Annotated in this window: 22 protein-coding genes; 19 read left to right on the forward strand and 3 right to left on the reverse strand. The window is 60.3% G+C overall.

Annotated features, from left to right (window positions below; all coding sequences use genetic code 11):
• Window positions 1-146 precede the first annotated feature (146 nt).
• The 10 genes from rpsB to ACTQX9_RS05915 all read left to right on the forward strand — a co-directional run bounded on the left by rpsB (window position 147) and on the right by ACTQX9_RS05915 (window position 10,259).
• Window positions 147-875 carry a 30S ribosomal protein S2 gene (gene rpsB, locus ACTQX9_RS05870; RefSeq protein WP_055285135.1) on the forward strand — a complete coding sequence of 243 codons (729 nt, stop codon included), beginning with the start codon at window positions 147-149 and terminating at the stop codon, window positions 873-875.
• A gap of 45 nt (window positions 876-920) precedes the next feature.
• Window positions 921-1,790, forward strand: a complete 870-nt coding sequence (gene tsf / locus ACTQX9_RS05875) for a translation elongation factor Ts (protein WP_022094736.1) — start codon at window positions 921-923, stop codon at window positions 1,788-1,790.
• A 117-nt stretch (window positions 1,791-1,907) separates the two neighbouring features.
• The gene (gene pyrH, locus ACTQX9_RS05880; RefSeq protein WP_441540750.1) at window positions 1,908-2,630 is read left to right on the forward strand and encodes a UMP kinase; all 723 of its coding nucleotides are present in this window, start codon (window positions 1,908-1,910) and stop codon (window positions 2,628-2,630) included.
• Window positions 2,631-2,632: 2 nt separating this feature from the next.
• Window positions 2,633-3,169: a ribosome recycling factor gene (gene frr / locus ACTQX9_RS05885; RefSeq protein ID WP_006236112.1), complete on the forward strand. Its 537-nt coding sequence runs from the start codon at window positions 2,633-2,635 to the stop codon at window positions 3,167-3,169.
• A 1-nt stretch (window position 3,170) separates the two neighbouring features.
• Window positions 3,171-3,965: an isoprenyl transferase gene (locus tag ACTQX9_RS05890; protein WP_441540751.1), complete on the forward strand. Its 795-nt coding sequence runs from the start codon at window positions 3,171-3,173 to the stop codon at window positions 3,963-3,965.
• Window positions 3,966-3,967: 2 nt separating this feature from the next.
• Window positions 3,968-4,867 carry a phosphatidate cytidylyltransferase gene (locus ACTQX9_RS05895; RefSeq protein ID WP_441540752.1) on the forward strand — a complete coding sequence of 300 codons (900 nt, stop codon included), beginning with the start codon at window positions 3,968-3,970 and terminating at the stop codon, window positions 4,865-4,867.
• Window positions 4,867-6,054 (forward strand): 1-deoxy-D-xylulose-5-phosphate reductoisomerase, encoded by a 1,188-nt coding sequence (dxr, locus tag ACTQX9_RS05900; protein WP_441540753.1) that lies wholly within the window; start codon window positions 4,867-4,869, stop codon window positions 6,052-6,054. The genes ACTQX9_RS05895 and dxr overlap by 1 nt, the downstream gene beginning before the upstream one ends.
• Window positions 6,055-6,079: 25 nt before the next feature.
• Window positions 6,080-7,441, forward strand: a complete 1,362-nt coding sequence (locus ACTQX9_RS05905) for a M50 family metallopeptidase (RefSeq protein WP_441540754.1) — start codon at window positions 6,080-6,082, stop codon at window positions 7,439-7,441.
• A gap of 13 nt (window positions 7,442-7,454) precedes the next feature.
• On the forward strand, window positions 7,455-8,537 hold the full coding sequence (gene ispG / locus ACTQX9_RS05910) for a flavodoxin-dependent (E)-4-hydroxy-3-methylbut-2-enyl-diphosphate synthase (protein ID WP_441540755.1): 1,083 nt from the start codon (window positions 7,455-7,457) through the stop codon (window positions 8,535-8,537).
• Window positions 8,538-8,549: 12 nt separating this feature from the next.
• Window positions 8,550-10,259 carry a proline--tRNA ligase gene (locus ACTQX9_RS05915; protein ID WP_441054301.1) on the forward strand — a complete coding sequence of 570 codons (1,710 nt, stop codon included), beginning with the start codon at window positions 8,550-8,552 and terminating at the stop codon, window positions 10,257-10,259.
• A 173-nt stretch (window positions 10,260-10,432) separates the two neighbouring features.
• Here the strand turns inward: ACTQX9_RS05915 and ACTQX9_RS05920 are convergent, their stop codons facing one another.
• Together ACTQX9_RS05920 and adhE are read right to left on the reverse strand one after the other, a co-directional pair.
• Window positions 10,433-11,197, reverse strand: coding sequence for a phosphotransferase (locus ACTQX9_RS05920; RefSeq protein WP_427717541.1), 765 nt, complete (start codon window positions 11,195-11,197; stop codon window positions 10,433-10,435).
• Window positions 11,198-11,284: 87 nt separating this feature from the next.
• Entirely contained in the window at window positions 11,285-13,933 is a 2,649-nt protein-coding gene (gene adhE, locus ACTQX9_RS05925) for a bifunctional acetaldehyde-CoA/alcohol dehydrogenase (protein ID WP_427795671.1), read from the reverse strand.
• 238 nt (window positions 13,934-14,171) lie between these two features.
• On the opposite strand from adhE, the gene ACTQX9_RS05930 reads away from it, so the two are divergent.
• On the forward strand, window positions 14,172-14,609 hold the full coding sequence (locus ACTQX9_RS05930) for a hypothetical protein (RefSeq protein WP_441540756.1): 438 nt from the start codon (window positions 14,172-14,174) through the stop codon (window positions 14,607-14,609).
• A gap of 229 nt (window positions 14,610-14,838) precedes the next feature.
• Here ACTQX9_RS05930 and rpmB read toward each other — a convergent pair whose 3' ends face one another.
• A complete protein-coding gene (rpmB, locus tag ACTQX9_RS05935; protein ID WP_022094725.1) occupies window positions 14,839-15,027 on the reverse strand; it encodes a 50S ribosomal protein L28 in 189 nt (62 codons plus the stop codon).
• 450 nt (window positions 15,028-15,477) lie between these two features.
• Between rpmB and pyrR the strand changes: the two genes are divergently transcribed.
• From pyrR to gmk, 8 genes are all read left to right on the forward strand, one after another.
• Complete coding sequence (pyrR, locus tag ACTQX9_RS05940; protein ID WP_138374176.1) at window positions 15,478-16,062, forward strand: bifunctional pyr operon transcriptional regulator/uracil phosphoribosyltransferase PyrR; 585 nt, start codon at window positions 15,478-15,480, stop codon at window positions 16,060-16,062.
• A 4-nt stretch (window positions 16,063-16,066) separates the two neighbouring features.
• Window positions 16,067-17,011 carry an aspartate carbamoyltransferase catalytic subunit gene (locus ACTQX9_RS05945; protein ID WP_035138537.1) on the forward strand — a complete coding sequence of 315 codons (945 nt, stop codon included), beginning with the start codon at window positions 16,067-16,069 and terminating at the stop codon, window positions 17,009-17,011.
• Entirely contained in the window at window positions 16,995-18,284 is a 1,290-nt protein-coding gene (locus tag ACTQX9_RS05950; protein WP_427717534.1) for a dihydroorotase, read from the forward strand. The genes ACTQX9_RS05945 and ACTQX9_RS05950 overlap by 17 nt, the downstream gene beginning before the upstream one ends.
• Window positions 18,285-18,376: 92 nt before the next feature.
• The gene (locus ACTQX9_RS05955; protein WP_441540757.1) at window positions 18,377-19,168 is read left to right on the forward strand and encodes a dihydroorotate dehydrogenase electron transfer subunit; all 792 of its coding nucleotides are present in this window, start codon (window positions 18,377-18,379) and stop codon (window positions 19,166-19,168) included.
• A gap of 14 nt (window positions 19,169-19,182) precedes the next feature.
• A complete protein-coding gene (locus tag ACTQX9_RS05960; protein WP_427717595.1) occupies window positions 19,183-20,091 on the forward strand; it encodes a dihydroorotate dehydrogenase in 909 nt (302 codons plus the stop codon).
• A complete protein-coding gene (gene pyrF / locus ACTQX9_RS05965; RefSeq protein ID WP_441540758.1) occupies window positions 20,085-20,801 on the forward strand; it encodes an orotidine-5'-phosphate decarboxylase in 717 nt (238 codons plus the stop codon). The genes ACTQX9_RS05960 and pyrF overlap by 7 nt, the downstream gene beginning before the upstream one ends.
• 240 nt (window positions 20,802-21,041) lie before the next feature.
• On the forward strand, window positions 21,042-21,350 hold the full coding sequence (mihF, locus tag ACTQX9_RS05970) for an integration host factor, actinobacterial type (protein WP_006236130.1): 309 nt from the start codon (window positions 21,042-21,044) through the stop codon (window positions 21,348-21,350).
• Window positions 21,351-21,920, forward strand: coding sequence for a guanylate kinase (gene gmk / locus ACTQX9_RS05975; RefSeq protein WP_370450596.1), 570 nt, complete (start codon window positions 21,351-21,353; stop codon window positions 21,918-21,920).
• Window positions 21,921-21,923 lie beyond the last annotated feature (3 nt).

Raw genomic sequence — 21,923 nt, forward strand, 5'->3', positions numbered from 1 at the left:
ATCATTCATCGGGTTGCTTCACGGCAACAGGTTTTTATCACGCACGCGCGGCTACTTCATACCGTGGTGCCCGGGCTTTGGTAGCACATGTCCGGGTTGGTTTTGGAGGATGACCCCGCGCGGAGGCAAACCACAGGAGGTTTAACATGGCTACCAAGATTAATATCCGCACCCTGCTCGAGGCCGGCTGCCACTTCGGTCACCAGACCCGTCGCTGGAACCCCAAGATGAAGCCGTTCATCTTCGGTGAGCGCAACGGCATCTACATCCTCGACCTCAAGCAGACCATTCTTGACGCCGACCAGGCTTACACCTTCGTCAAGAACGTTGCCAAGGGTGGCAACGTGCTGTTCGTCGGCACCAAGAAGCAGGCTCAGGAGGCCGTCAAGAACGCCGCTGAGCGCGCCAACATGCCTTACATCAACCAGCGTTGGCTCGGCGGCATGCTGACCAACTTCGTCACCATCCGCTCCCGCATCAACCGCATGGAGGAGCTCGAGGCCATGGTCGAGGACGGCCGCATGGCTGTTCTTCCCAAGAAGGAGCAGGCTGTTCTGGGTAAGGAGCTCGCTAAGCTCCAGACCAACCTCGGTGGCGCCCGTGACATGAAGGGTCTGCCCCAGGCTCTCTTCGTCATCGACACTAAGCGCGAGGAGAACGCCATCAAGGAGGCCCAGCGCCTGAACATCCCCGTCGTCGCTCTGATCGATACCAACTCCGATCCCGACGAGGTCGAGTACGGCATCCCCTGCAACGATGACGCCATCTCCGCTGTCACCCTTATGTGCGAGCTCATGGCCGACGCTTGCCTCGCCGGCTCCGGCAAGGAGCAGGTCTCCGAGGCCGAGATGGCCGCTGAGCCCAAGGCCGAGTAAATCAGTCCTAATTAAGTCTTTTTCATCTCTTTGAAAGGAACCACAATGGCCCAGATTACCGCCGCTATGGTCAAGCAGCTCCGCGAGATGACCGACTCCCCGATGATGGAGTGCAAGAAGGCTCTCGTCGAGGCTGACGGTGACATGGACGCCGCTGTTGACGTTCTGCGTAAGAACGGCCTCGCTAAGGCTGCCAAGAAGGCTGGCCGCGAGACCAACGAGGGCGCTGTCGCCGCGTTCGTCTCCGAGGATGGCAAGACCGGCGCTCTGCTCGAGCTCTCCTGCGAGACCGACTTCGTCGGCTCCAACGCCAAGTTCACCGGCTTTGCTTCCAAGGTCGCCGAGGTTGTCGCCACCACCGAGCCGGCCGATGTCGACGCTCTGCTCGAGAAGCCGATGGGCGAGGAGACCGTTTCCTCCGAGCTCACCGAGATGATTCACATCATGGGCGAGAACATGAAGATCTCCCGCTTCGCCGCCCGCAAGGCCGAGAACGGCGCTCTCGCTTCTTACATCCACATGGGTGGTAAGATCGGCGTCCTCGTCGAGTTTGCTTTCGAGAAGGCTGAGACCGCTCAGGCTGAGTCCTTCAAGACCTTTGCCCACGACGTTGCCCTTCAGGTTGCCGCCGTCGCTCCGATCTGCGCTACCCGCGATCAGGTTCCGGCCGAGACCGTCGAGCATGAGAAGCAGATCTACATGGCTCAGGCTGCCGAGTCCGGCAAGCCCGAGGCCATCCAGGAGAAGATGGCTGTTGGCCGCCTGGAGAAGTTCTACAAGCAGTCCGTGCTCACCGAGCAGGAGTTCATCAAGGACAGCTCCCTCACCATCAAGAAGTACGCTGAGCAGGTCTCCAAGGAGCTCGGCGATACCATTACCGTCGTTGCCTTCGACCGTCTGGTCCGTGGCGAGTAAATAAGCTCTTGTAGCTGGTAATGAGCAGGCTGTGGGTTTTACTCACAGCCTGCTTTTTCATGGCTCTAAGCAGAGCCTTTGATATCATATTGAGAGTCTAATTAAAGGAGGATCGCTTTGTCCGACATCCGATATAAACGCGTGCTTCTGAAGCTTTCCGGCGAAGCACTGATGGGCGATGGCCACTATGGCATCGACCCCAAGGTTACCGACCATCTAGCCAAGCAGGTCAAGGAGCTGCTCGCCGTTGGCCATGAGGTCGGCATCGTTGTCGGCGGCGGCAATATTTTCCGCGGCATGGCTGGAGCTGCCGGCGGTATGGAGCGTGCTCAGGCCGATTACATGGGCATGCTTGCAACCGTTATGAACGCGCTCGCCCTGCAGGATGCCTTCGAGCATAACGATGTTCCCTGCCGCGTTATGAGTGCCATCCAGATGAACGAGATTTGCGAGCCCTATATTCGTCGTCGCGCCATCAACCACCTGTCCAAGGGCAATGTCGTTATCTTCGCAGCCGGCTCGGGCAATCCGTACTTTACGACTGACACCGCCGCGGCCCTTCGCGCCTGCGAGATCGGTGCGGAGATTCTGATTAAGGCCACCAAGGTCGACGGTATCTACGACAAGGATCCCGTCAAGCGCGCCGATGCCGTCCGCTTTGACAAGATCACCTATCACGAGGTGCTCGTCCGCGGCCTGCAGGTTATGGATTCCACGGCTACGGCCCTGTGCCAGGATAACCGTATGCCCATTTTGGTCCTCAACATCGATGGCGAGGACAACGTAAAGCGCGCGCTTTCGGGTGAGCCCGTCGGCACGCTCGTCTATCAGGAGGATTAAGCATGGCAGAGAACATCACCGCCCACATGGACAAGTCGCTCGAGTCCCTCAAGCATAACTTCTCCAAGGTCCGTACCGGCCGAGCCAACGCTAACATTCTGTCCGACATCACCGTCGATTATTACGGTGTTCCCACGCCGGTTACGCAGGTTGCCGCCGTAAAGACCCCCGAGGCCCACATGCTGCTCATCGAGCCGTGGGATAAGGCGCTTATCAACGCCATCGTCAAGGCCATCGGCGCTTCCGATCTGGGTATTACCCCCAACTCCGATGGCACCGTTGTTCGTCTTCCGTTCCCGGCTCCCACCGAGGAGCGCCGTCGCGAGCTCGTCAAGGAGTGCCGCGAGTACGCCGAGCAGGCCAAGGTGTCTATCCGTAACATCCGTCGCGACTTTAACAACAAGCTCGAGCGCGATGAGGAGCTCACCGAGGACGATGTCCGCCGTGAGCAGGCCAAGGTGCAGAAGCATACCGACGAGTATGTCGCCAAGGTCGAGGAGCTTCTGAAGGAAAAAGAAGCCGAGGTCATGGAGATCTAAGGTGCAATACGACGAGAACAAACTGGTCGAGTACTTTGCCGACGCCCCTACGGGCGTCGGTTTTTCCGACCTTGACCTCAATAACATTCCGCGCCATATCTCGTGCATCATGGACGGTAACGGTCGCTGGGCTACGGCGCGAGGTCTTGCCCGTACCGAGGGCCACAAGGCGGGTATCGTCTCCCTTCGCGAGATCATTACCGCCTGCGTGCGTCTGGGCGTCGACGTGCTTTCCGCCTATGCGTTTTCAACCGAAAACTGGAACCGCCCGCAGCATGAGGTTAACGTCTTGATGCATCTGTTTGCCAAGACGTTTATCGATGAGCTGCCGCTTCTGAAGCGCGAAAACGTGCGTGTTGTCTTTTTGGGTGATATTTCCGCGCTGCCCAAGAAGACCCGCGACGTTTTTGAATGCGGTCTCGCCGAGTGCGCCGATCACACCGGTATGACGCTGGCGCTTGCCGTCAACTACGGCGCTCGTGCCGAGATTACGCGTGCTGCCCGTCAGCTTGCGCTCGATGCCGCCTCCGGCAAGATCGATCCTGCTGCTATCGACGATGATATGGTTGCTTCGCACCTGTACACCGCCGGTCTTCCCGATCCCGAGCTGGTCATTCGCACCTCCGGCGAGCTACGCCTTTCGAACTATCTGCTGTGGCAGGTGGCTTATTCCGAGTTCTATGTCACCGATACCTATTGGCCTGACTTTGATCGTTGGGGCCTTGTCGACGCCATTTTGGCCTTTCAGGGCCGTGACCGTAGGTTTGGTGGACTGAGCAAGACCGAGGAGGCTTAATCGTGTCCGATCGTCCCAAGGCATCTGCTCCCAAGACGCCTGCGCGCAAAGCTGCCGCTGCGGGAGCGCCTGCAGCGAAGAGCGGCACCGGTTCGTGGCTTGCGGGCTTTATTACCCGTGCCGCCGCCGGTATCGTCTACGCCGTCGTCTTTATCCTGTGCCTGGTTTTGGGTATCGTGCCCACCGCCATTTTTGTCTCTGTCATGAGCGGGCTTTGCTGCTTTGAGTTTTTCCGTATGACGAGGCTCGATGGCAAGGTCGCCAACGAGCACCTGGGCATTATTGCCGCCGTGCTCTTTCCGTTATCGGCGCTTGGCGATTCGCTTTTGCTGAACGCCCTGCTTTTTGCACTGATGCTCGCGGTGGGCATTTGGTATGTTTGGTCGCCGCGTACCCGCATCTCTGATGTGGCCGTGACGCTCATGGGTCCCATCTACACAGGCTTTATGCTGTCGGCTATTGTGCTGCTGCGCGATGCCGTGCCCGGTTTTGCCGGCGCCCTGCTTTCAGTGGGTGTTTGCGCGTCCCTTTGGGTCTCCGATTCGTTTGCCTACATCGTGGGCAGTCGTATCGGTAAACACAAGATGGTCCCCAAGATCTCTCCCAACAAGAGCTGGGAGGGCTTTGTTGGTGGCATCTTGGGCTCGGTTCTCATCTGGCTCATTTTGTGGGTGACGCATCTCTATAAGCTGAGCTTGCCCTATGCGCTGCTTTGTGGCGTGGTTGTGTCCATCCTGGGCGTTATCGGCGACCTTATCGAGTCGCGCATCAAGCGCGGTGTGGGCGTCAAGGATTCCGGTAACCTTATCCCGGGCCACGGCGGCATGCTCGATCGTAGCGATTCGCTTATCTTCGGCTGCATCACCGCGCAGCTGATGCTGATGATCGGAGGCGTGCTGTAATGTCCTTCCAGACGACGTATGGCTCCGATGGACGCCTTCGTGTTGCCATCCTGGGCTGTACGGGCTCTATCGGCACTCAGGCGCTCGATGTTTGCCGTCAGCATGCCGATCGTCTGCAGGTGACGGCGCTTTCCGTTAATTCCAGCACCTCCGAGCTCGTTGCAGCTGCCCGCGAGTTCTCGGTTCCGGCGGTTGCCGTGGCCGATGTCGCTCATGGCGATGACGCCGTGCTGCAGGAGTTGCCCGAGGGAACGGAGCTCGGCGTTGGTGCGCAAGCGGTTTGCGAGCTCGCGCGTCGCGACGATGTTGACTGCGTGCTTGTCGCTATTGTGGGCGCCGCTGGTCTCGAGGCAAGCCATGCTGCCTTGATCTCGAATAAGCGCCTTGCCCTTGCCAATAAGGAGTCGCTCGTTGTTGGCGGTGACCTGCTGATGCCGTTGGCTCAGCCCGGTCAGCTTATCCCGGTCGATTCCGAGCACTCTGCAATTTACCAGTGCTATCTGGGTGAGAATCCGCACGAGGCCCATTGTATTTGGCTTACCTGCTCGGGCGGTCCGTTCTTTGGCCGTTCGCGCGAGGAACTCGACCGTGTGACGCGCGCCGATGCCCTGGCGCACCCTACGTGGGCTATGGGTGCCAAGATCACGATTGACTCCGCTACCCTCATGAACAAGGGCCTGGAGCGTATCGAGGCGATGCACCTGTTCGGTTGCGACCTCGACTTTATCAACGTGGTCGTTCAGCGCCAGTCAAAGATTCATTCGATGGTCGAGTTTGCCGACGGCTCCGTGATGGCGCATCTCGGGGCATCTGACATGCGCATTCCCATCCAGTTTGCCTTCTCGTATCCCGAGCGCTGGGATACTCCGGCTCCGCGCATCGATTTCCGCGAGTTGGGTCAGCTTACCTTTGATGCGGCCAACATGGATACGTTCCGCTGCCTGGCGCTGGCCGAGCGTGCGGGCAAGACGGGCGGCACCATGCCGTGCGTGCTCAATGCCGCCAACGAGGTCGCCGTCGATGCCTTCTTGCATGATGGCTGCAGTTTTACCGATATCGATCGCATTGTGGAATCCTGTATGGATGCGCATGATGCGCAGACGGTCGATTCGTTTGAACAGCTTCGCGGTATCGATGCGTGGGCGCGTGAAAAGGCCGCGCAAGTGCTCGCCGCAACCCGTTTTTAACCCATAAGGATTGCTTTTTCGTTTTATGGAAACTGTTCTGAGCGTTCTCTCATCGGTCTTTTGGGGCCTGCTGATGCTTTCCGTCCTCGTGTTTTTGCACGAGGGCGGCCACTTTTTGGCGGCGCGTGCCTGCGGCGTCCGGGTGACTGAGTTCTTTTTGGGCCTGCCGTGTCGCTTTGATATCCACCATACGTCTCGTCGGATCGGCACCAAGTTTGGCGTGACCCCGCTGTTGCTGGGTGGGTATGCTGCCATCTGTGGCATGGATCCGACCGATGTTTCGTATGCCGATCGCGTGCTTGCCGCCATCTATCGCCACGGCCGTGTGACGGTGGCCGATCTTGCCGTCGAGCTTGAGCTGTCCGAGGAGGATGTGCTCGAGGCCTGTGCTTTGCTGCTGGGTTGGGGCTCCATAGCTCCTTGGTATGAAGAAGGGGAAAAGCCTTCGCCTGGTTACTATCCCACCAAGTACCAGACCCTGCCGCGTGACACGGCGGGTTATACCACCTTTGACGGCCGTCGGTTCGATCGCGAGCACGCGACTGCCGAGGGCGATGTATGGGAACTGCCGTGCGGCGAGGCCGAATTCCTTGCACGCGAGCGCTCGCACACCTATTTGGGTCAGGGCTTTGTCAAGCGTGCCTTTATGCTGCTTGCGGGCATTATCGTCAATATCCTGACGGGCTTTTTGCTCCTTATGAGCATCTATTCCATCGCGGGTGTCACGGTGCCGGTGGACACCAATGTGATCGGCCAGGTTGATGAAGGCTCGATTGCCTCCGCGGCGGGAATCGAGGATGGCGACGCGATTCTTTCGGTCGATGGAGTATCGTGCTCTACCTGGATGGACGTTTACGATGCCATTGGCAAGGCTGCCGGTAAGGACGATATCGCCATTGAGTACGAGCGTGACGGCAAGAAGCATTCGACCACGGTTGCGCTCAAAGAGGACGAACGCCTAGGTGTGTATGTCTCTACGCAGGTGGTTCGTTTAGACCCCATCACGTCGGCTCGCCTGTCGTTCTCCTATGTCGTGCAGACAGCGGAGGGCGTGATGCGCCTGCTCCAGCCGCAGCATACGATGGAGATTCTCGATCAGTCCTCTTCGATCGTGGGTATTAGCGTTATGTCCTCGCAAGCTGCTGCTGCCGGCCCTGCCACGTTCCTTTCGTTTGCCGCCCTCATTTCGTTCTCGCTTGGCTTTATGAACCTGCTGCCCATCCCGCCACTCGATGGCGGCAAGTTGGTCATCGAGATCATTCAAAAGATTGCGGGCCGCGAGCTTCCGCTCAAGGTCCAGACGATTGTGAGCTATGTGGGCATCGCGCTCTTTGCGCTGCTGTTTGTCTATATGCTTCGTTCCGACATCCTTCGATTTATTCTGTAGGGGAGTGTTTGGATTGTCTTTATCCCATCCTTTGCCTCGCGAGTTGACGCGCCCCGTGCATGTGGGCGGCGTGCAGATCGGTGGAGGCGCGCCGGTGGTGGTCCAATCCATGACCTGCACCGATACCGCTGATGCCCAGGCAACGCTTGCGCAAGTGTGCGCGTTGGCGCAGGCTGGCTGCGATATCGTGCGCGTGAGCGTGCCCACCGAGGCCGCACTTGAGGGTTTCCGCACCATCTGTGCCGAGTCTCCGGTGCCGATCGTTGCCGATATCCACTTTAACCATAAGCTCGCCATTGGTGCCGTTGAGGCCGGTGCTGCCAAGCTGCGCATCAATCCCGGCAATATCGGCGATTGGGCCAAGGTTGACGCGGTAATCGATGCTGCGGGTGCCGCGGGCTGTGCGATTCGTATCGGCGTCAATGCTGGTTCGCTTGAGCAGGATATCGCTGAGCGCGACGACCTCACGCAGCCCGAAAAGCTCGTGATGTCGAGCGAACGTTTCGTCAAGCATTTTGAAGACCGCGGCTTTACGAACATTGTGCTTTCGGCCAAGGCCCATAGCGTGCAAACGACGCTCGACACCTATCGTGCCCTGTCGCGTGAGATTCCCCACGTTCCGCTTCACCTGGGTGTAACCGAGGCGGGTACCAAGCTGCAGGGCACCATCAAGAGCTCGGTGGGCCTTGGAATCCTGCTGTCCGAGGGAATCGGTGACACCATGCGCGTTTCGCTCACGGCCGATCCGGTTGAGGAGCCGCCGGTCGCCTGGGGAATTTTGCAGTCGCTGGGCCTGCGTCGCCGCGGCCCCGAGATTGTCTCGTGCCCCACGTGCGCCCGCTGTCAGGTTAACCTGATCGCAATCGCCGAGGAAGTAACCGAGCGGCTTAAGAACTATGCCGCGCCGCTTTCGATTGCCGTCATGGGATGTGCCGTCAATGGCCCCGGTGAGGCTTCTGATGCCGACCTGGGCGTTGCTTGCGGACGTGGTCAGGGCCTGCTCTTTTCGCACGGCCAGATCATTGGTAAAGTAGCGGAGGACCAAATTGTCGACGCGCTTATGGCCGAGGTCGACAAGCTTATTGAGGAGAAATAAATGACCCGAGCAATGTATATGTCTAAGCTGTATGCTCCGACGCTCAAAGAGGATCCGGCCGACGCTGAGCTTGCGAGCCATCGCCTGCTGCTCCGTGCCGGTATGATCCGCAAGGAGGCCGCCGGTCTCTATTCCTATCTGCCGCTCGCGTGGCGCTCGATTCGCAAGATTGAGAACATCGTGCGCGACGAGATGGACGCCGCCGGCGCCCAGGAGCTCATGATGCCCATCATGGTCGATGCCGAGCTGTGGCGCGAGTCCGGCCGTATCGATGCCTATGGCAAGGAGCTCGTGCGCTTTGATGACCGCCACGGCCGCGAGTTCGTGCTCGGCCCCACGCACGAGGAGACCGTGACTGCCCTGGTGCGCAACGAGCTGCGTTCATACAAGCAACTGCCGGTGAATCTCTATCACATCCAGGACAAGTTCCGCGACGAGTTCCGTCCCCGCTTTGGCCTGATGCGCGGTCGCGAGTTCATCATGAAAGACGCCTACAGCTTTTCTGCCACGCAGGAGAGCCTGCAGGAGGAGTACGACAAGATGAAGCAGGCGTACGCCAATATCTGCGAGCGCTGCTACATCAAGGCCCTGCCCGTCGTCGCCGATTCCGGCGAGATCGGTGGCGATACCTCCGTCGAGTTCATGGCGCTGGCAGAGGCCGGCGAGGCTTCGCTGGTCTACTGCGACGATTGTGGCTTTGCTGCCGATGACGAGGCGGCAAGCACCAAGGTCGTTGTGACCGAGGGCCCCGGCGACGGCACACTCACCAAGGTCGAGACTCCGGGTATGGGCACCATCGAGGCCGTCGCCAAGTTCTTCGGCTTCCCCGAGAACGGTACGCGCAAGTCGCTGGCTCTCATCGACGCCGAGGGCAAGCCGGTTGTGGCCATCGTTCCGGGCGATCATGAGCTCAACGACTGCAAGGCCGAGCATGTCTTTGGCAAGGGCTATCGCATGATGACCGACGAGGAGCTCCAGACCTACGGTCTGCATAAGGGCTTTATCGGACCGGTTAACCTGCCCGAGGGCATTCGTCTGGTCTGCGACGAGAGCCTGCGCGAGTCCAAGCAGTGGGCCTGCGGTGCCAACGAAGTCGACTATCACTTTACCGGTGCCTGCCCCGAGCGCGACTTTACCGTCGACGAGTGGGCCGACCTGGTTACCGTCGTTGCCGGCGACCCTTGCCCGCACTGCGGCAAGCCGCTCTCCGCTGCTCGCGGCATCGAGGTTTCCCAGGTCTTCCAGCTGGGCACCAAGTACTCCGAGGCCATGGGTGCCACCTTTATGGACGAGGACGGCAAGGAGAAGCCGCTTATCATGGGTTGCTACGGCGTGGGCGTGTCCCGCTCGCTCGCTGCCGTCGTGGAGCAGCACAACGACGAGCACGGTATCGTTTGGCCGGTCTCTGTTGCCCCGTACGAGGTTGCGGTGATTCCGCTCGACCCCAAGAAGGAGGAGTGCGCTTCTGTTTGCGAGCAAATCGTCGAGGGTCTGTGCGCCGAGGGTATCGAGGTTGTCGTTGACGACCGTGACGAGCGTCCCGGCTTTAAGTTTGCCGACAACGACCTTATGGGCTTCCCTTATCAGGTGGTGCTCGGCAAGCGCGGCCTTAAGAACGGCACCGTCGAGCTCAAGGATCGTGCCACGGGCGAGCGCGAGGATGTGGCGATCGATGAGATTGTCGCCAAGGTCGCTGAGCTTGTGAAAGCAGCCCGTCGTTAATCGAGCCCGCTGCGTTTAGTGCACTTGTTAAGCGGCCCTGCGTCTCTCGAGGTAGAGATGCAGGGCCGCTTTTGCGTCTAAGGGACATTTGTTGCTAAAAGGAAAACCCCGCAGCCCATGCGAGCTGTGGGGTTTTCCTTTGTGCCTCCGATGCGAAATAAATCGCTCAGATATTACTGATAATCGACGACGTCGATCCAGTTCTTAAGGAACTCATCGTTCACGTTGCGCTTACGAGCGAGCTCGGAAGCGGCGACGATGCTCGTCCACTGACGCACGACCTGCATGGGCATGTCGGCGCGATCGCAGTAGAGCTCCAGGTAGGCCTCGGCCTGGTCCTTGCTGTTGAGGGCAAAGAGCAGGTAGGTGGTGGCAACGTCGGCAGCAGGGGAGCCCTGGGTGGCGTGTGCCCAGTCGCAGACGTACAGCTGGCCGTCGTCGCCAACGATGACGTTGGAGGGGTTGAAGTCGCCGTGGCAGACCTTGAACTCCTTGGTCATGCCGTCCAGACGCTCCTGAAGGTTGTAGCGCGTGGTGGCATTGAGCTGATCGAGGCTGTCGATCATGCGGGCGAACTTGTCGCGCTGACGGTTGAGCAGCGGGGAGGTGTAGCCGTGGATCTCGATCTGGAGGTCGACGAACATCTCGAGGTACTCACCAAAGCGCTGGGGCTCGGCAGCCATCTTCTCGGCAAGGGTGGTGCCCGGAACCTTCTCGGTCACGAGCGCCCAGCCGTTGGCGTTCTCGAGCTGAGAAACCTCGAGAGCCTTGGGGCTGCGGATGCCGCACTCATTGATGCGGGCAAGATTCAAAGCCTCGTTGAACACGTCGGAGACGGGCTTGGTCTCGTTAAAGACCTTGACGATCTTGTCGCCCAGGTCGTAAACGACTTTGTTGCCGCGACGGACGAGCTCGGTCTTGGATTCGGGGAGCAGCATGATTGCATCCTTTCAACGATGCGATAGAAGCAGCGGCGGGGGCGTGCGTGCGCCCGTTCACCCCCGCCGAAATAACCGTGCTAAAAACTAGCAGACGGCGTAGTCCTGGGGCTCGCGGCCATAGTAGGCGTCCAGGTAGAGCTCCTTGATCTCGCTCATGAGCGGGTAGCGCGGGTTAGCGCCGGTGCACTGGTCGTTGAATGCCTGCTCGGTCATCTCGTCGAGGGTGTCGAGGAAGTACTGCTCGTCAACACCGTAGTCGGCGATGGTCTTCTTGACACCGATGAAGTCCTTGAGCTCCTCGAGCTTCGTGATGAAGTTCTCGAAGACCTCCTTGTCGTCCTTGCCCTCGATGCCGCAGTACTTGGCCATCTCGGCGTAGTTGTGCAGCGCGTTGGGGTAAGGATACTGGGAGAACGTGCCCATCTTGACGGGAGCCTCGGCGGCGTTGTAGCGCATGACGCGAGTCAGGATGATGGCGTTGGCGATGCCGTGGGGCAGGTGATGGAAGGCACCGAGCTTGTGGGCCATGGAGTGGTTGAGGCCCAGGAAGGCGTTGGCGAAGGCCATACCGGCCATGCAGGAGGCGTTGTGCATCTCCTCGCGGGCATGCGGGTCCTTGGCGCCGTTTTCGAAGCTGGAGGGCAGGTTCTCGAAGACGAGCTTGGCAGCGCGCTCGGAGAGGCCCTTGGTGTAGTCGGAGGCCATGATGGAGACATAGGACTCGATGGCGTGGGTCATGACGTCGATGCCGGAGGCGGCGGTCAGGCCGCGCGGGGCGGTCATGCAGTTGTCGGCGTCAACGATAGCCATGTTGGGGAGCAGCGCGTAGTCGGCGAGCGGCCACTTGATGCCGGTCTCCTTGTCGGTGATGATGGCGAACGGCGTGCACTCGGAACCGGTGCCCGAAGAGGTCGGGACGGCGACGAAGTAGGCCTTCTTGCCCATCTCGGGGAAGGTGAAGATACGCTTGCGGATGTCCATGAAGTCCATGGCCATGTCCTCAAACTTGCACTCGGGGTGCTCGTACATCATCCACATGATCTTGCCGGCGTCCATAGCGGAGCCGCCGCCGACGGCGATGATGACGTCCGGCTCAAAGAGAGCCATCTGCTTGGCGCCGCGACGTGCGCACTGCAGCGACGGATCGGGCTCGACGTCGTAGAAGCAGTCGTGGGCGATGCCCATCTCGTCGAGCTTGGCCTCGATGGCGCGGGTGTTGCCATTCTTGAAGAGGAACTGGTCGGTGACGATAAAGGCGCGCTTCTTGCCCATGACGCTGCCCAGCTCGTCGAGAGCGACGGGCGTGGAACCCTTCTTGAAGTAGACCTTCTCGGGAGCGCGGAACCACAGCATGTTTTCACGGCGCTCGGCCACAGTCTTAACGTTGATCAAGTGCTTCACCCCAACGTTCTCGGAGACGGAGTTGCCGCCCCAGGAGCCGCAGCCCAGGGTCAGAGACGGCTTCATGCCAAAGTTGTACAGGTCACCGATGCCGCCGTGCGAGGACGGGGTGTTGATGACGATACGGCAGGCCTTCATGACATGCTCGAACAGGCTGATCTTATCGGCCTGGGCGGGATGCACGTACAGAGAGGCGGTGTGGCCCGGGCCACCGGCGAGTACCAGGTGCTCGGCCTTGTCGACGGCCTCCTGGAAGTCCTTGGCGTGATACATGGCCAGGACAGGGGAGAGCTTCTCGTGGGAGAACTCCTCCTTGGCGGGGTCGGTGGAGGTGACCTCGGCGATCAGGATCTTGGTCTTGGCGGGAACCTCGATACCGGCGAGTTCGGCGATCTTGGCGGCAGCCATGCCGGGGATGCGGTGATCGAGAGCGCCGTTCTTGAACATGGCGCCGCGCAGGGCCTCCATCTCGGCACCCTGCTTGACGAAGTAGCAGCCGCGCTTCTGGAATTCGGCCTTAACCTGGTCATAGATGGTGTCGATGACGGTCACGGACTGCTCGGAAGCGCAGATCATGCCGTTGTCGAAGGTCTTGGAGTGGATGATGGAGTTGACGGCGAGCAGCACGTCGGCGGTGTCGTCGATGACGACCGGGGTGTTACCGGCGCCAACGCCCAGGGCGGGCTTGCCCGAGGAGTAGGCGGCCTTGACCATGCCCGGGCCACCTGTGGCGAGGATGATGTCGACATCGCGCATGACCATGTTGGTCAGCTCGATGGAGGGGACATCGACCCAGCCGATGATGCCCTCGGGGGCGCCGGCCTTGACGGCGGCGTCAAGCACGAGCTTGGCGGCGGCGATGGTGCACTTGGCGGCAGCCGGGTGCGGGGAGATGATGATGGCGTTGCGGGTCTTCAGGCTGATCAGCGTCTTGAAGATCGCGGTGGAGGTGGGGTTGGTCGTCGGGATGACGGCGCCCACGATGCCGATGGGCTCAGCGATCTTGGTGATGCCGTAGGCCTCGTCGCGCTCAATGACACCACAGGTCTTGGTGTTCTTGTAAGCGTTGTAGATGTACTCTGCGGCGTAGTGGTTCTTGATGACCTTGTCCTCAAGAACGCCGCGACCGGTCTCCTCGATGGCCATCTTCGCCAGCGGGATACGAGCCTTGTTGGCGGCCATGGCGGCCTCGTAGAAGATCTTGTCGACCTGCTCCTGCGTGTACGTAGCAAAAAGCGCCTGGGCCTCTCGCATCTGAGCGAGCTTAGCCTCAAGCGCCTCTACGTTGTCCACAATTGCGGGAGTAGTGTTTTCCGGTGACTTTTTCACCATTTGTGTCTCCTTGCGATCGGAGATTTACCCTACGTGTTGCATGATAGCAAGAAATTATTCGGCGAACGGTAAGATTCCCGTAAAAGGCACACTAAAACGCTTCAATCTACTGAAGCGTTTTAATTAAAATATCAGCCTGGCATCGGCCCGCTCATTGGGGACAGACTTATATGAGTGCTTTCATTCATTTGGGACAGACATCGTTTTGCCATTTCGCTGTTCTGGACCTGTTATGGCGGTGCAGCTGCTCGATTATATCCATCTCAATCCTGTGAAAGGTGCGCTCGACTCACTCGAGGCGTACCGATGGTCAAGCTTCAAGGCATATCAGCTGGGCTACGATCCCTTTGACATTTGTGACGCGGCCCCTATGCTCGATATTGTCGGAGGCTCCCGTTGCTATTGCGAACATCTCAAGGAAGCTGCCGGGCGCATCTGGTCGGTGGAGGTTCTTCCACGCCGTCGGATCCCCGATGAGGAGGCCCTTTCCGTTGCGCGCGAAGTCCTGCCGAGCATAGATCCTACGCTGCTTAAGGCCCTGCCACGCCCCGAACGCGATGCCTGCCTGCTGAGGCTCCGGCAGGCACATCTCACGGTCAAGCAAATTGCCCGTATCACCGGTATCGGCGCTACAAGTGTGACCAAGGCCACCGCGGGCTGGAAGGAAGCTGCGTGAGGCAGGGGCCGGAGCTAGTCGGGGCGCCGCAGACATGCATCATGTCTGTCCCCAATGAGTGAAAACACCCATGTAAGTCTGTCCCCAATGAGCGAAAACACCCATGTAAGTCTGTCCCCAATGAGTGCAAAAAGGCGCCCTCCACAAGAGAGGACGCCTTTGGTAAGTTCTATGTGAACGCGAGGTCTTTGACCCGGAGAGTCCGAGGTACTTGTTGGTAAGACCTTATTTAGGAGCGCGCAACCTTGCCAGACTTAAGGCAGGTGGAGCAAACGTTCATCTTGCGACGGTGACCATCGACGACGACGTAGACACGCTGGATGTTGGGGCGGAACTTACGGTTGGTGACGCGGTGAGAGTGGCTGATGGAGCGACCGGCAACGGGGTGCTTACCGCAAACTTCGCAAACTTTGGACATAACTGACCCTCCTTGGGCGACAAACGAACATGTCGCGTTAACAAACAAGCCTGAACTATAGCACAGAAGCAGCTCCCTGTGCGTAATCTACACAGAGATATTTCTCTTATGGCGATAGTGCCCACGCTACGGCCCTGGACGTAGATCCGATTTGCGTGTAGCAGAGGGGATTATGCCAGCTCGCATCGACGTTTTCAAGCTTGTCCCGCAAATATATATAGGTTTATGGAGCGTTGAGTCCGTTTGCGGATTGCTTCATATTAATGCTCGCAATTAAGCTCGGGGTTGGCTACACTATCCCTTGACCATTAAAGGGGTACGAGATACCCACATGGATTTATATTGCTGCCATAGAGCAGTCCTTCCTGTGGGTGTCTGGTCCGCTTTGAGCGGTCGGGCATCTATTTTTTTGACTGTATCAGCAGTCAAGACATGTGAGGAAGGAGATCGATGGGCACGACTTCCCCCAAGGCGGTCATCATGGACGAGACCGCCGTCAACCGAGCGATGACCCGCATCGCGCACGAGATTCTCGAGCGCAACGAGGGCTGTGAAGACCTCGCTCTGGTCGGCATCGTCACGCGCGGCGACCTTCTGGCAAAGAAGCTCGCCGAGGCGATCAAGGAGATCGAGGGTGTTGACGTTCCGCTCGGCAGTCTGGACATCAGCTTCTATCGCGATGACTATGCGACTAACTTCGCTCCCGCGATCCACGCTACCAACATTCCCTTCAGCGTCGACGGCAAGCGCGTCGTTTTGGTGGACGACATCCTGTACACGGGCCGCACCATCCGCGCCGCTCTGGACGCCGTTATGGACCTGGGCCGTCCGAGCCGCATCGAGCTGGCAGTTCTCGTTGACCGCGGTCACCGTGAGCTCCCTATCTCGCCGGACTTTGTCGGCAAGAACGTTCCCTCGTCGCACGAGGAGAACGTGCACCTATATATGAAGGAAGTCGACGGCCGTACCGCTGTCGAGATCAACGACGTCGCGCCGGGTTCCCACGTGGGCTCCGCGCCGCTGGGAGGTGAGTAGTACCGTGGCGTTCAATCATAAGCACCTGATCGACATTACCGAGTACTCCGAAGAGGACATCAAGCTCATCCTCGAGACCGCCAAGGCGTTCTCCGAGGTCAACGAGCGTGCCATCAAGAAGGTCCCCACGCTCAAGGGCAAGACCATCGTCAATATGTTCAACGAGCCCTCGACGCGTACCCGCAGCTCCTTCGAGCTCGCCGAGAAGCGTCTTTCGGCCGACAGCCTCAACTTTGGCGGCTCCTCGACCTCCACGGTCAAGGGCGAGAGCCTCGTCGATACCGTCGAGACGCTCAACGCCTACAAGATCGACTGCATCGTCGTGCGCGACAAACATGCCGGTGCCCCCTACATCGTCACGCAGAATTCGCCTGCGAGTGTTATCTGCGCCGGTGACGGTAAGCACAACCACCCCACGCAGGCTCTGCTCGACCTGTACACCATCTGGGAGCACAAGGGTGACTTCCACGGTCTGAAAGTCGCCGTCGTCGGCGACATCGCCCACTCCCGCGTTTGCGGCTCGCTGATCCCCGCGTTGAAGATCATGGGCTGCGAGACCTACGCCGTCGCCCCCGGCACGCTGCTGCCGCCGGCGCCCGAGGTTCTGGGCTGCGACCACGTGACGAGCGACCTCGATTCCGTCCTGCCCGAGCTGGACGTCGTCTACATGCTGCGCGTACAGCAGGAGCGCCTCGAGGGTGCCCCGTTCCCGACCATTCGCGAGTACCACAAGCTTTTCGGCCTGACCAAGGACCGTGAGAAGCTCATGAAGCCCGACGCGATCATTTGCCACCCGGGCCCCATCAACCGCGGCGTCGAGTTCGACTCCTATATGGCCGACCACCCGCAACGCTCCGTCATCCTGGAGCAGGTCTACGCCGGTATCTGCGTGCGTATGGCTATCCTGTATCTGCTGCTTGGAGGTGCCGATAATGGCCTTGCTTCTTAAGAATGCCCACGTCGTCGATCCGTCCGTCGAGCTTGACGGTGTCGTTGACGTCCTGATCGACGGCGACAAGATCGCCGAGGTCGGCGAGAACCTCGCCGCCGAGGGAGCCGAGGTCCGCGACCTTTCCGGTAAGTACCTTGTCCCTGGCCTGGTGGACATGCACGTCCACCTGCGCGAGCCCGGCTACGAGGTCAAAGAGGACATCGAGAGCGGCACCCGCGCAGCTGCCAAGGGCGGCTTCACTGGCGTGTGCGCCATGCCCAACACCGACCCCGTTACCGATAACGGTACCGTTGTTGAGTTCATCAAGTCCCGCGCTGCCGAGGTCGGCCACTGCCGCGTCTATCCTTCTGGCGCCATGACCCGCGGTCTTAAGGGCGAGGCTATGTCCGAGATGGGCGATATGGTCGCCCACGGCGCCGTCGCCTTCACCGACGACGGTCGCGGCGTGCAGGGTGCAGGCATGCTCCGTCGCTGCATGGATTACGGCAAGATGTTCGGCAAGGTCTTCATGAGCCATTGCCAGGACGAGGACCTGGTCGGCCACGGCCAGATCAACGAGGGCAAGGTTTCGACTCGTCTGGCCCTCGAGGGCTGGCCGGCTGCCGGCGAGGAGCTCCAGATCGCCCGCGACATCGAGATCGCAAAACTGACCGGTGCCAAGCTGCACATCCAGCACATCTCCACCGCCCATGGCCTGGAGCTCGTGCGTGCCGGCAAGGCCGCTGGCGTTCAGGTTACCTGCGAGGCCACCCCGCATCACATGTTCCTGACCGAGAACGACCTGGACGAGACCTACAACACCTCGCTCAAGGTTAACCCGCCGCTGCGTACCGACGAGGATGCCGAGGCCATCCGCCAGGGTGTCATCGACGGCACCGTCGACGTCATCGTCACCGATCACGCTCCCCACACGCCGTGGGAGAAAGCCCGTGAGTTCGAGCTCGCGCCCTTTGGCATGATCGGCCTCGAGACCTCGCTGTCGCTCGTGCTCACCGAGCTGGTCAACACGGGCAAGATGGGTATGGGCCGCATGGTCGAGCTCATGGCTATTAAGCCGCGTGAGATCCTGGGCCTCGACCAGGTTCAGGTCAAGGCGGGCTCTGTTGCCGACCTGACCGTCTTCGACGCGTCTGTCACCTGGACGGTCGGCGAGGACGGTTACGAGTCGCGCGCCGAGAACTCCGGTTTTGCCGGCCGCACGCTCACCGGTCGTGCCACCGATGTGTTTGTCGGCGGTAAACAGACGCTTGCCGACGGCTGCATCTGCTAGCATAGCCTTATCGCTTTTGCGCGCGGTGCCCTTGCGGTGCCGCGCTTTCTGTTCGTTTGGTCCATGCAACTGCATGGGGGATTGGAGCGTCTATGCCCACACCTTCCACTGCACGCGTGCACGACTTCGAGGTCGTCTCGAACCAGGAGATCGCCGACGGCATCTTCTCGCTCGTTATTTCGGCCCCCAAGCTTGCAAGTGCGCTCAAGCCCGGTCAGTTTGTGAACATCGCCGTGCCCGGCGATGCCTCTTCGCTGCTTCGCGTGCCCTTGAGCTTCTATCGCTCTGACGCCGAGGCCGGTACCGTCGAGCTGTGGTACGCCGTCGTGGGCGACGACACCCGTCGTCTGTCGCAGATGGGCCCCGGCTCCAAGTCCAACCTGTTGGGCCCTGGCGGCCGCGGCTGGCTGGTACCCGAGGGCACCAGGAAGGCGCTGCTCGTGGCGGGCGGCATCGGTGTTCCGCCCGTGCTGTGCCTCGCTGGCATGCTTGCCGAGCAGGGCGTGGCCGTTGACGTGTGCCTGGGTTTTGGCACCGCGTCCAAGGTCGTGGGCGTCGATGAGTTCCGCGCGCTGGGAGCCACGGTCAACGTGTGCACCGACGACGGCTCGTTGGGTACGCACGGCTTATGCACCGATCCTGCCGCTGAGCTGCTCGGCAAGGGCGGTTACGACTACGTCGCCAGCTGTGGTCCCGCCGTTATGATGAAGAAAGTCGCCGCCGCTGCCGCCGAGGCCGGCGCGTACTGCGAGGTGTCGCTCGAGCGCATGATGAGCTGCGGCTTTGGTGCCTGCAACACCTGCAATGTCGAGACGGTCGACGGTATGAAGGGCGCCTGCATGTGCGGCCCCGTGTTTGATGCTTCCAAGGTGGTGGTCTTCTAGTGGGTACCGTGAACATGTCCGTCGATTTCGGCGGTGTCAAGATGCAGAACCCCATCAACACCGCAGCCGGTACCTTTGGCTACGGTTGGCAGTTCCAGAACTTCTTTGATGTCTCCCAGCTGGGTGCCATCACCACCAAGGGTTGCGCTGCCGAGCCCTGGCCCGGCAATCCCGCACCCCGCATGGCCGAGATCCCCGGCGGCATGATCAATTCCGTGGGCCTGCAGAACCCCGGTGTGGCCGCTTTCGCCCGCGAGTCCGGTCCGTGGCTCGAGCAGCTCTCCAAGGACGGTTGCCAGGTCATCTGCCAAGTTGCCGGTCACTCCGTTGATGAGTTCGTGCGCGCGCTCGAGATGTATGTCGAGCTGTGCCCCTGGGCTGCCGGCTATGAGATCAACGTGAGCTGCCCCAACATTGCCGCCGGCGGTGCCGCCATGGGCTCCACGCCCGAGGGCGCCTCTTCCGTTATGGCTGCCTGCCGCAAGGTGACCGATAAGCCGCTGTTCGTTAAGATGGCTCCGGTCAACGTCGCCGAGATCGCCCGCGCCCTCGAGGCTGCCGGCGCCGACGGCCTTTCGGTCATCAACTCCATCCAGGGCATGGCCATTGACGTGCACACCCGCAAGTCCCGTGTGGCCAAGCCCAAGGGCGGCCTTTCGGGCCCGCTGTGCCACCACATCGCCGTGCGCATGGTCTGGGAGGTCGCCCAGGCCGTCGATATCCCCATCAACGGTGTCGGCGGTGTCATGACCGGCGAGGATGCGGCCGAGTTTATCCTGGCCGGCGCCACCTGCGTGTCGGTCGGCATGGCCAACTTCGTCGACCCGTGTGCTTCGCTTAAGATCGCGCACGAGCTCGAGGCCTGGGCGGAGTCCCAGGGCGTAAAGGACATCAACGAGCTGGTAGGTGCGTTCGAATGCTAGAGACCGATGCCCGCGACCGTGTTATCGTCGCCCTCGACTGCGACCGTGAGCGCGCACTCGAGCTCGCCCACGAGCTTTCGGGCCATGCCGCCTGGCTCAAGGTGGGCATGACGCTCTATTACGCCGAGGGTCCCGAGATCGTCAAGACGTTCAAGGATTTGGGCTTTAAGGTCTTCCTCGACCTCAAGTTCCATGACATTCCGCATCAGGTGCGCGGTGCCGCTCGCTCGGCCTCGCTTGCCGGTGCCGACCTGCTCTCGGTCCACGGCTTGGGTTCGGGCGCCATGCTCGCTGCCTGCCGCGAGGGTGCCGAGGAGGCGCGCGAGGACCGCGCCAAGCTCGTCGCCATCACCGTACTTACGAGCATGAATCAGGACGCGCTGGCGGAGATCGGCGTCGAGTCGCCCGTGGCCGAGGAGGCCGCTCGCCTGGCAAAGCTCGCTCAGGCCAACGGCATCGACGGTATCGTGTGCTCGCCTATGGAGGCTCACGACATGCGTGAGCTGCTCGGCCCCGCCGCGCTGATCGTGACTCCGGGTGTGCGTCCGGTGGGTGCCGCCCTGGGCGATCAATCCCGTGTGGCGACACCTTCCCAGGCTATCGAGCGCGGTGCGAGCCACATCGTGGTGGGCCGTCCTATTACCGGCTCCGACGATCCGGTTGCGGCCTTTGACGCCATCGTCGCCGAGCTGGTCGAAAACGTCGCGTAAAAGATTCCCTCAAGTCACCACTTTTGGGTCTTATTAGCACAAATTAGCCCTTGTGCCTGCGAAAACTTTCCCATCCTTTGTGTGGAATCGCAGGTCAGGGGCTCAACTTTGACCTCCGTATATTGCACTTTTCGCAGGTATCGTCTAACCTATGGAGCCGTCGATTGGGCATTTAGTGCGTTTGACGTGCTAAAATGCCAATTATTGCATCAGATATAACCCAACTATTTGGAGGTTCGAATGGCACTCCCTCAGCTTACCGACGAGCAGCGTAAGCAGGCTCTTGAGAAGGCTGCCGCCGCACGTCACGCCCGCGCTGAGCTTCGCGAGCAGATCAAGAAGGGCGAGAAGTCTCTCGAGTCCGTGCTCAACTCCGATGACCCCATCGCTTCCCGCATGAAGGTTTCCACCCTCATCGAGTCTCTGCCCGGTTATGGCAAGGCCAAGGCCGCCAAGATCATGGAGGAGCTCGGCATCTCCGCTACCCGTCGCGTCCAGGGCCTCGGCGTCCGTCAGCGCGAGCAGCTCCTCGAGCAGCTGACCAAATAAGTGAGCGCTCAGGATTCAAAGCTCTTTGTGATTTCTGGACCGTCAGGTGCAGGCAAGGGCACGCTCGTCACTCGTGTGCGCGAGCGCCGCTCGAACCTGGGCCTGACGGTTTCGGCTACCACGCGAGCGCCACGTAAAGGTGAGGTCGACGGCGTCAACTACTTTTTCCTGACGCGCGAGGAGTTCGACCGCCGCGTGGCAAACGGTGAGTTTGTTGAGTGGGCCGAGGTCCACGGTAACTGCTACGGCACGTTGGTGAGCGAGGTCGCATCCAAGCTCGCCTCTGGCTCGTCTCTGATCTTGGAGATTGACGTCCAGGGTGCCCTGCAGGTCAAGGAGCGTTTCCCCGAGGCCGTGTTGATCTTTATCAAGCCGCCTTCGCTTGAGGTGTTACGCGATCGCCTGGTCGGTCGCGGTACCGAGACGCCCGAGACGATCGAGCTGCGCATGGCAAACGCCGCCGATGAACTTGCCCTTGCCGACCGCTACGACGACGTCGTGGTGAATGACGATCTCGACCGCGCGACCGATGAGCTCGTTCGCGTTCTCGATATGCATGAAAGGATCTGAGGT

The organism is Collinsella sp. LCP19S3_F2, from assembly GCF_052121015.1.
Taxonomy (GTDB): Bacteria; Actinomycetota; Coriobacteriia; order Coriobacteriales; family Coriobacteriaceae; genus Collinsella.

Bases quoted from the DNA above. Each gene is read 5' to 3' on its own strand.
- ACTQX9_RS05950 (WP_427717534.1), top strand. From the start codon at position 16,995: ATGGCCTTGCTTCTTAAGAATGCCCACGTCGTCGATCCGTCCGTCGAG.
- ACTQX9_RS05960 (WP_427717595.1), top strand. From the start codon at position 19,183: ATGTCCGTCGATTTCGGCGGTGTCAAGATGCAGAACCCCATCAACACC.
- rpsB (WP_055285135.1), top strand. From the start codon at position 147: ATGGCTACCAAGATTAATATCCGCACCCTGCTCGAGGCCGGCTGCCAC.
- pyrR (WP_138374176.1), top strand. From the start codon at position 15,478: ATGGGCACGACTTCCCCCAAGGCGGTCATCATGGACGAGACCGCCGTC.
- ACTQX9_RS05905 (WP_441540754.1), top strand. From the start codon at position 6,080: ATGGAAACTGTTCTGAGCGTTCTCTCATCGGTCTTTTGGGGCCTGCTG.
- pyrF (WP_441540758.1), top strand. From the start codon at position 20,085: ATGCTAGAGACCGATGCCCGCGACCGTGTTATCGTCGCCCTCGACTGC.
- frr (WP_006236112.1), top strand. From the start codon at position 2,633: ATGGCAGAGAACATCACCGCCCACATGGACAAGTCGCTCGAGTCCCTC.
- adhE (WP_427795671.1), bottom strand. From the start codon at position 13,933: ATGGTGAAAAAGTCACCGGAAAACACTACTCCCGCAATTGTGGACAAC.
- ACTQX9_RS05915 (WP_441054301.1), top strand. From the start codon at position 8,550: ATGTATATGTCTAAGCTGTATGCTCCGACGCTCAAAGAGGATCCGGCC.
- dxr (WP_441540753.1), top strand. From the start codon at position 4,867: ATGTCCTTCCAGACGACGTATGGCTCCGATGGACGCCTTCGTGTTGCC.
- mihF (WP_006236130.1), top strand. From the start codon at position 21,042: ATGGCACTCCCTCAGCTTACCGACGAGCAGCGTAAGCAGGCTCTTGAG.
- tsf (WP_022094736.1), top strand. From the start codon at position 921: ATGGCCCAGATTACCGCCGCTATGGTCAAGCAGCTCCGCGAGATGACC.
- ACTQX9_RS05920 (WP_427717541.1), bottom strand. From the start codon at position 11,197: ATGCTGCTCCCCGAATCCAAGACCGAGCTCGTCCGTCGCGGCAACAAA.
- rpmB (WP_022094725.1), bottom strand. From the start codon at position 15,027: ATGTCCAAAGTTTGCGAAGTTTGCGGTAAGCACCCCGTTGCCGGTCGC.
- ACTQX9_RS05955 (WP_441540757.1), top strand. From the start codon at position 18,377: ATGCCCACACCTTCCACTGCACGCGTGCACGACTTCGAGGTCGTCTCG.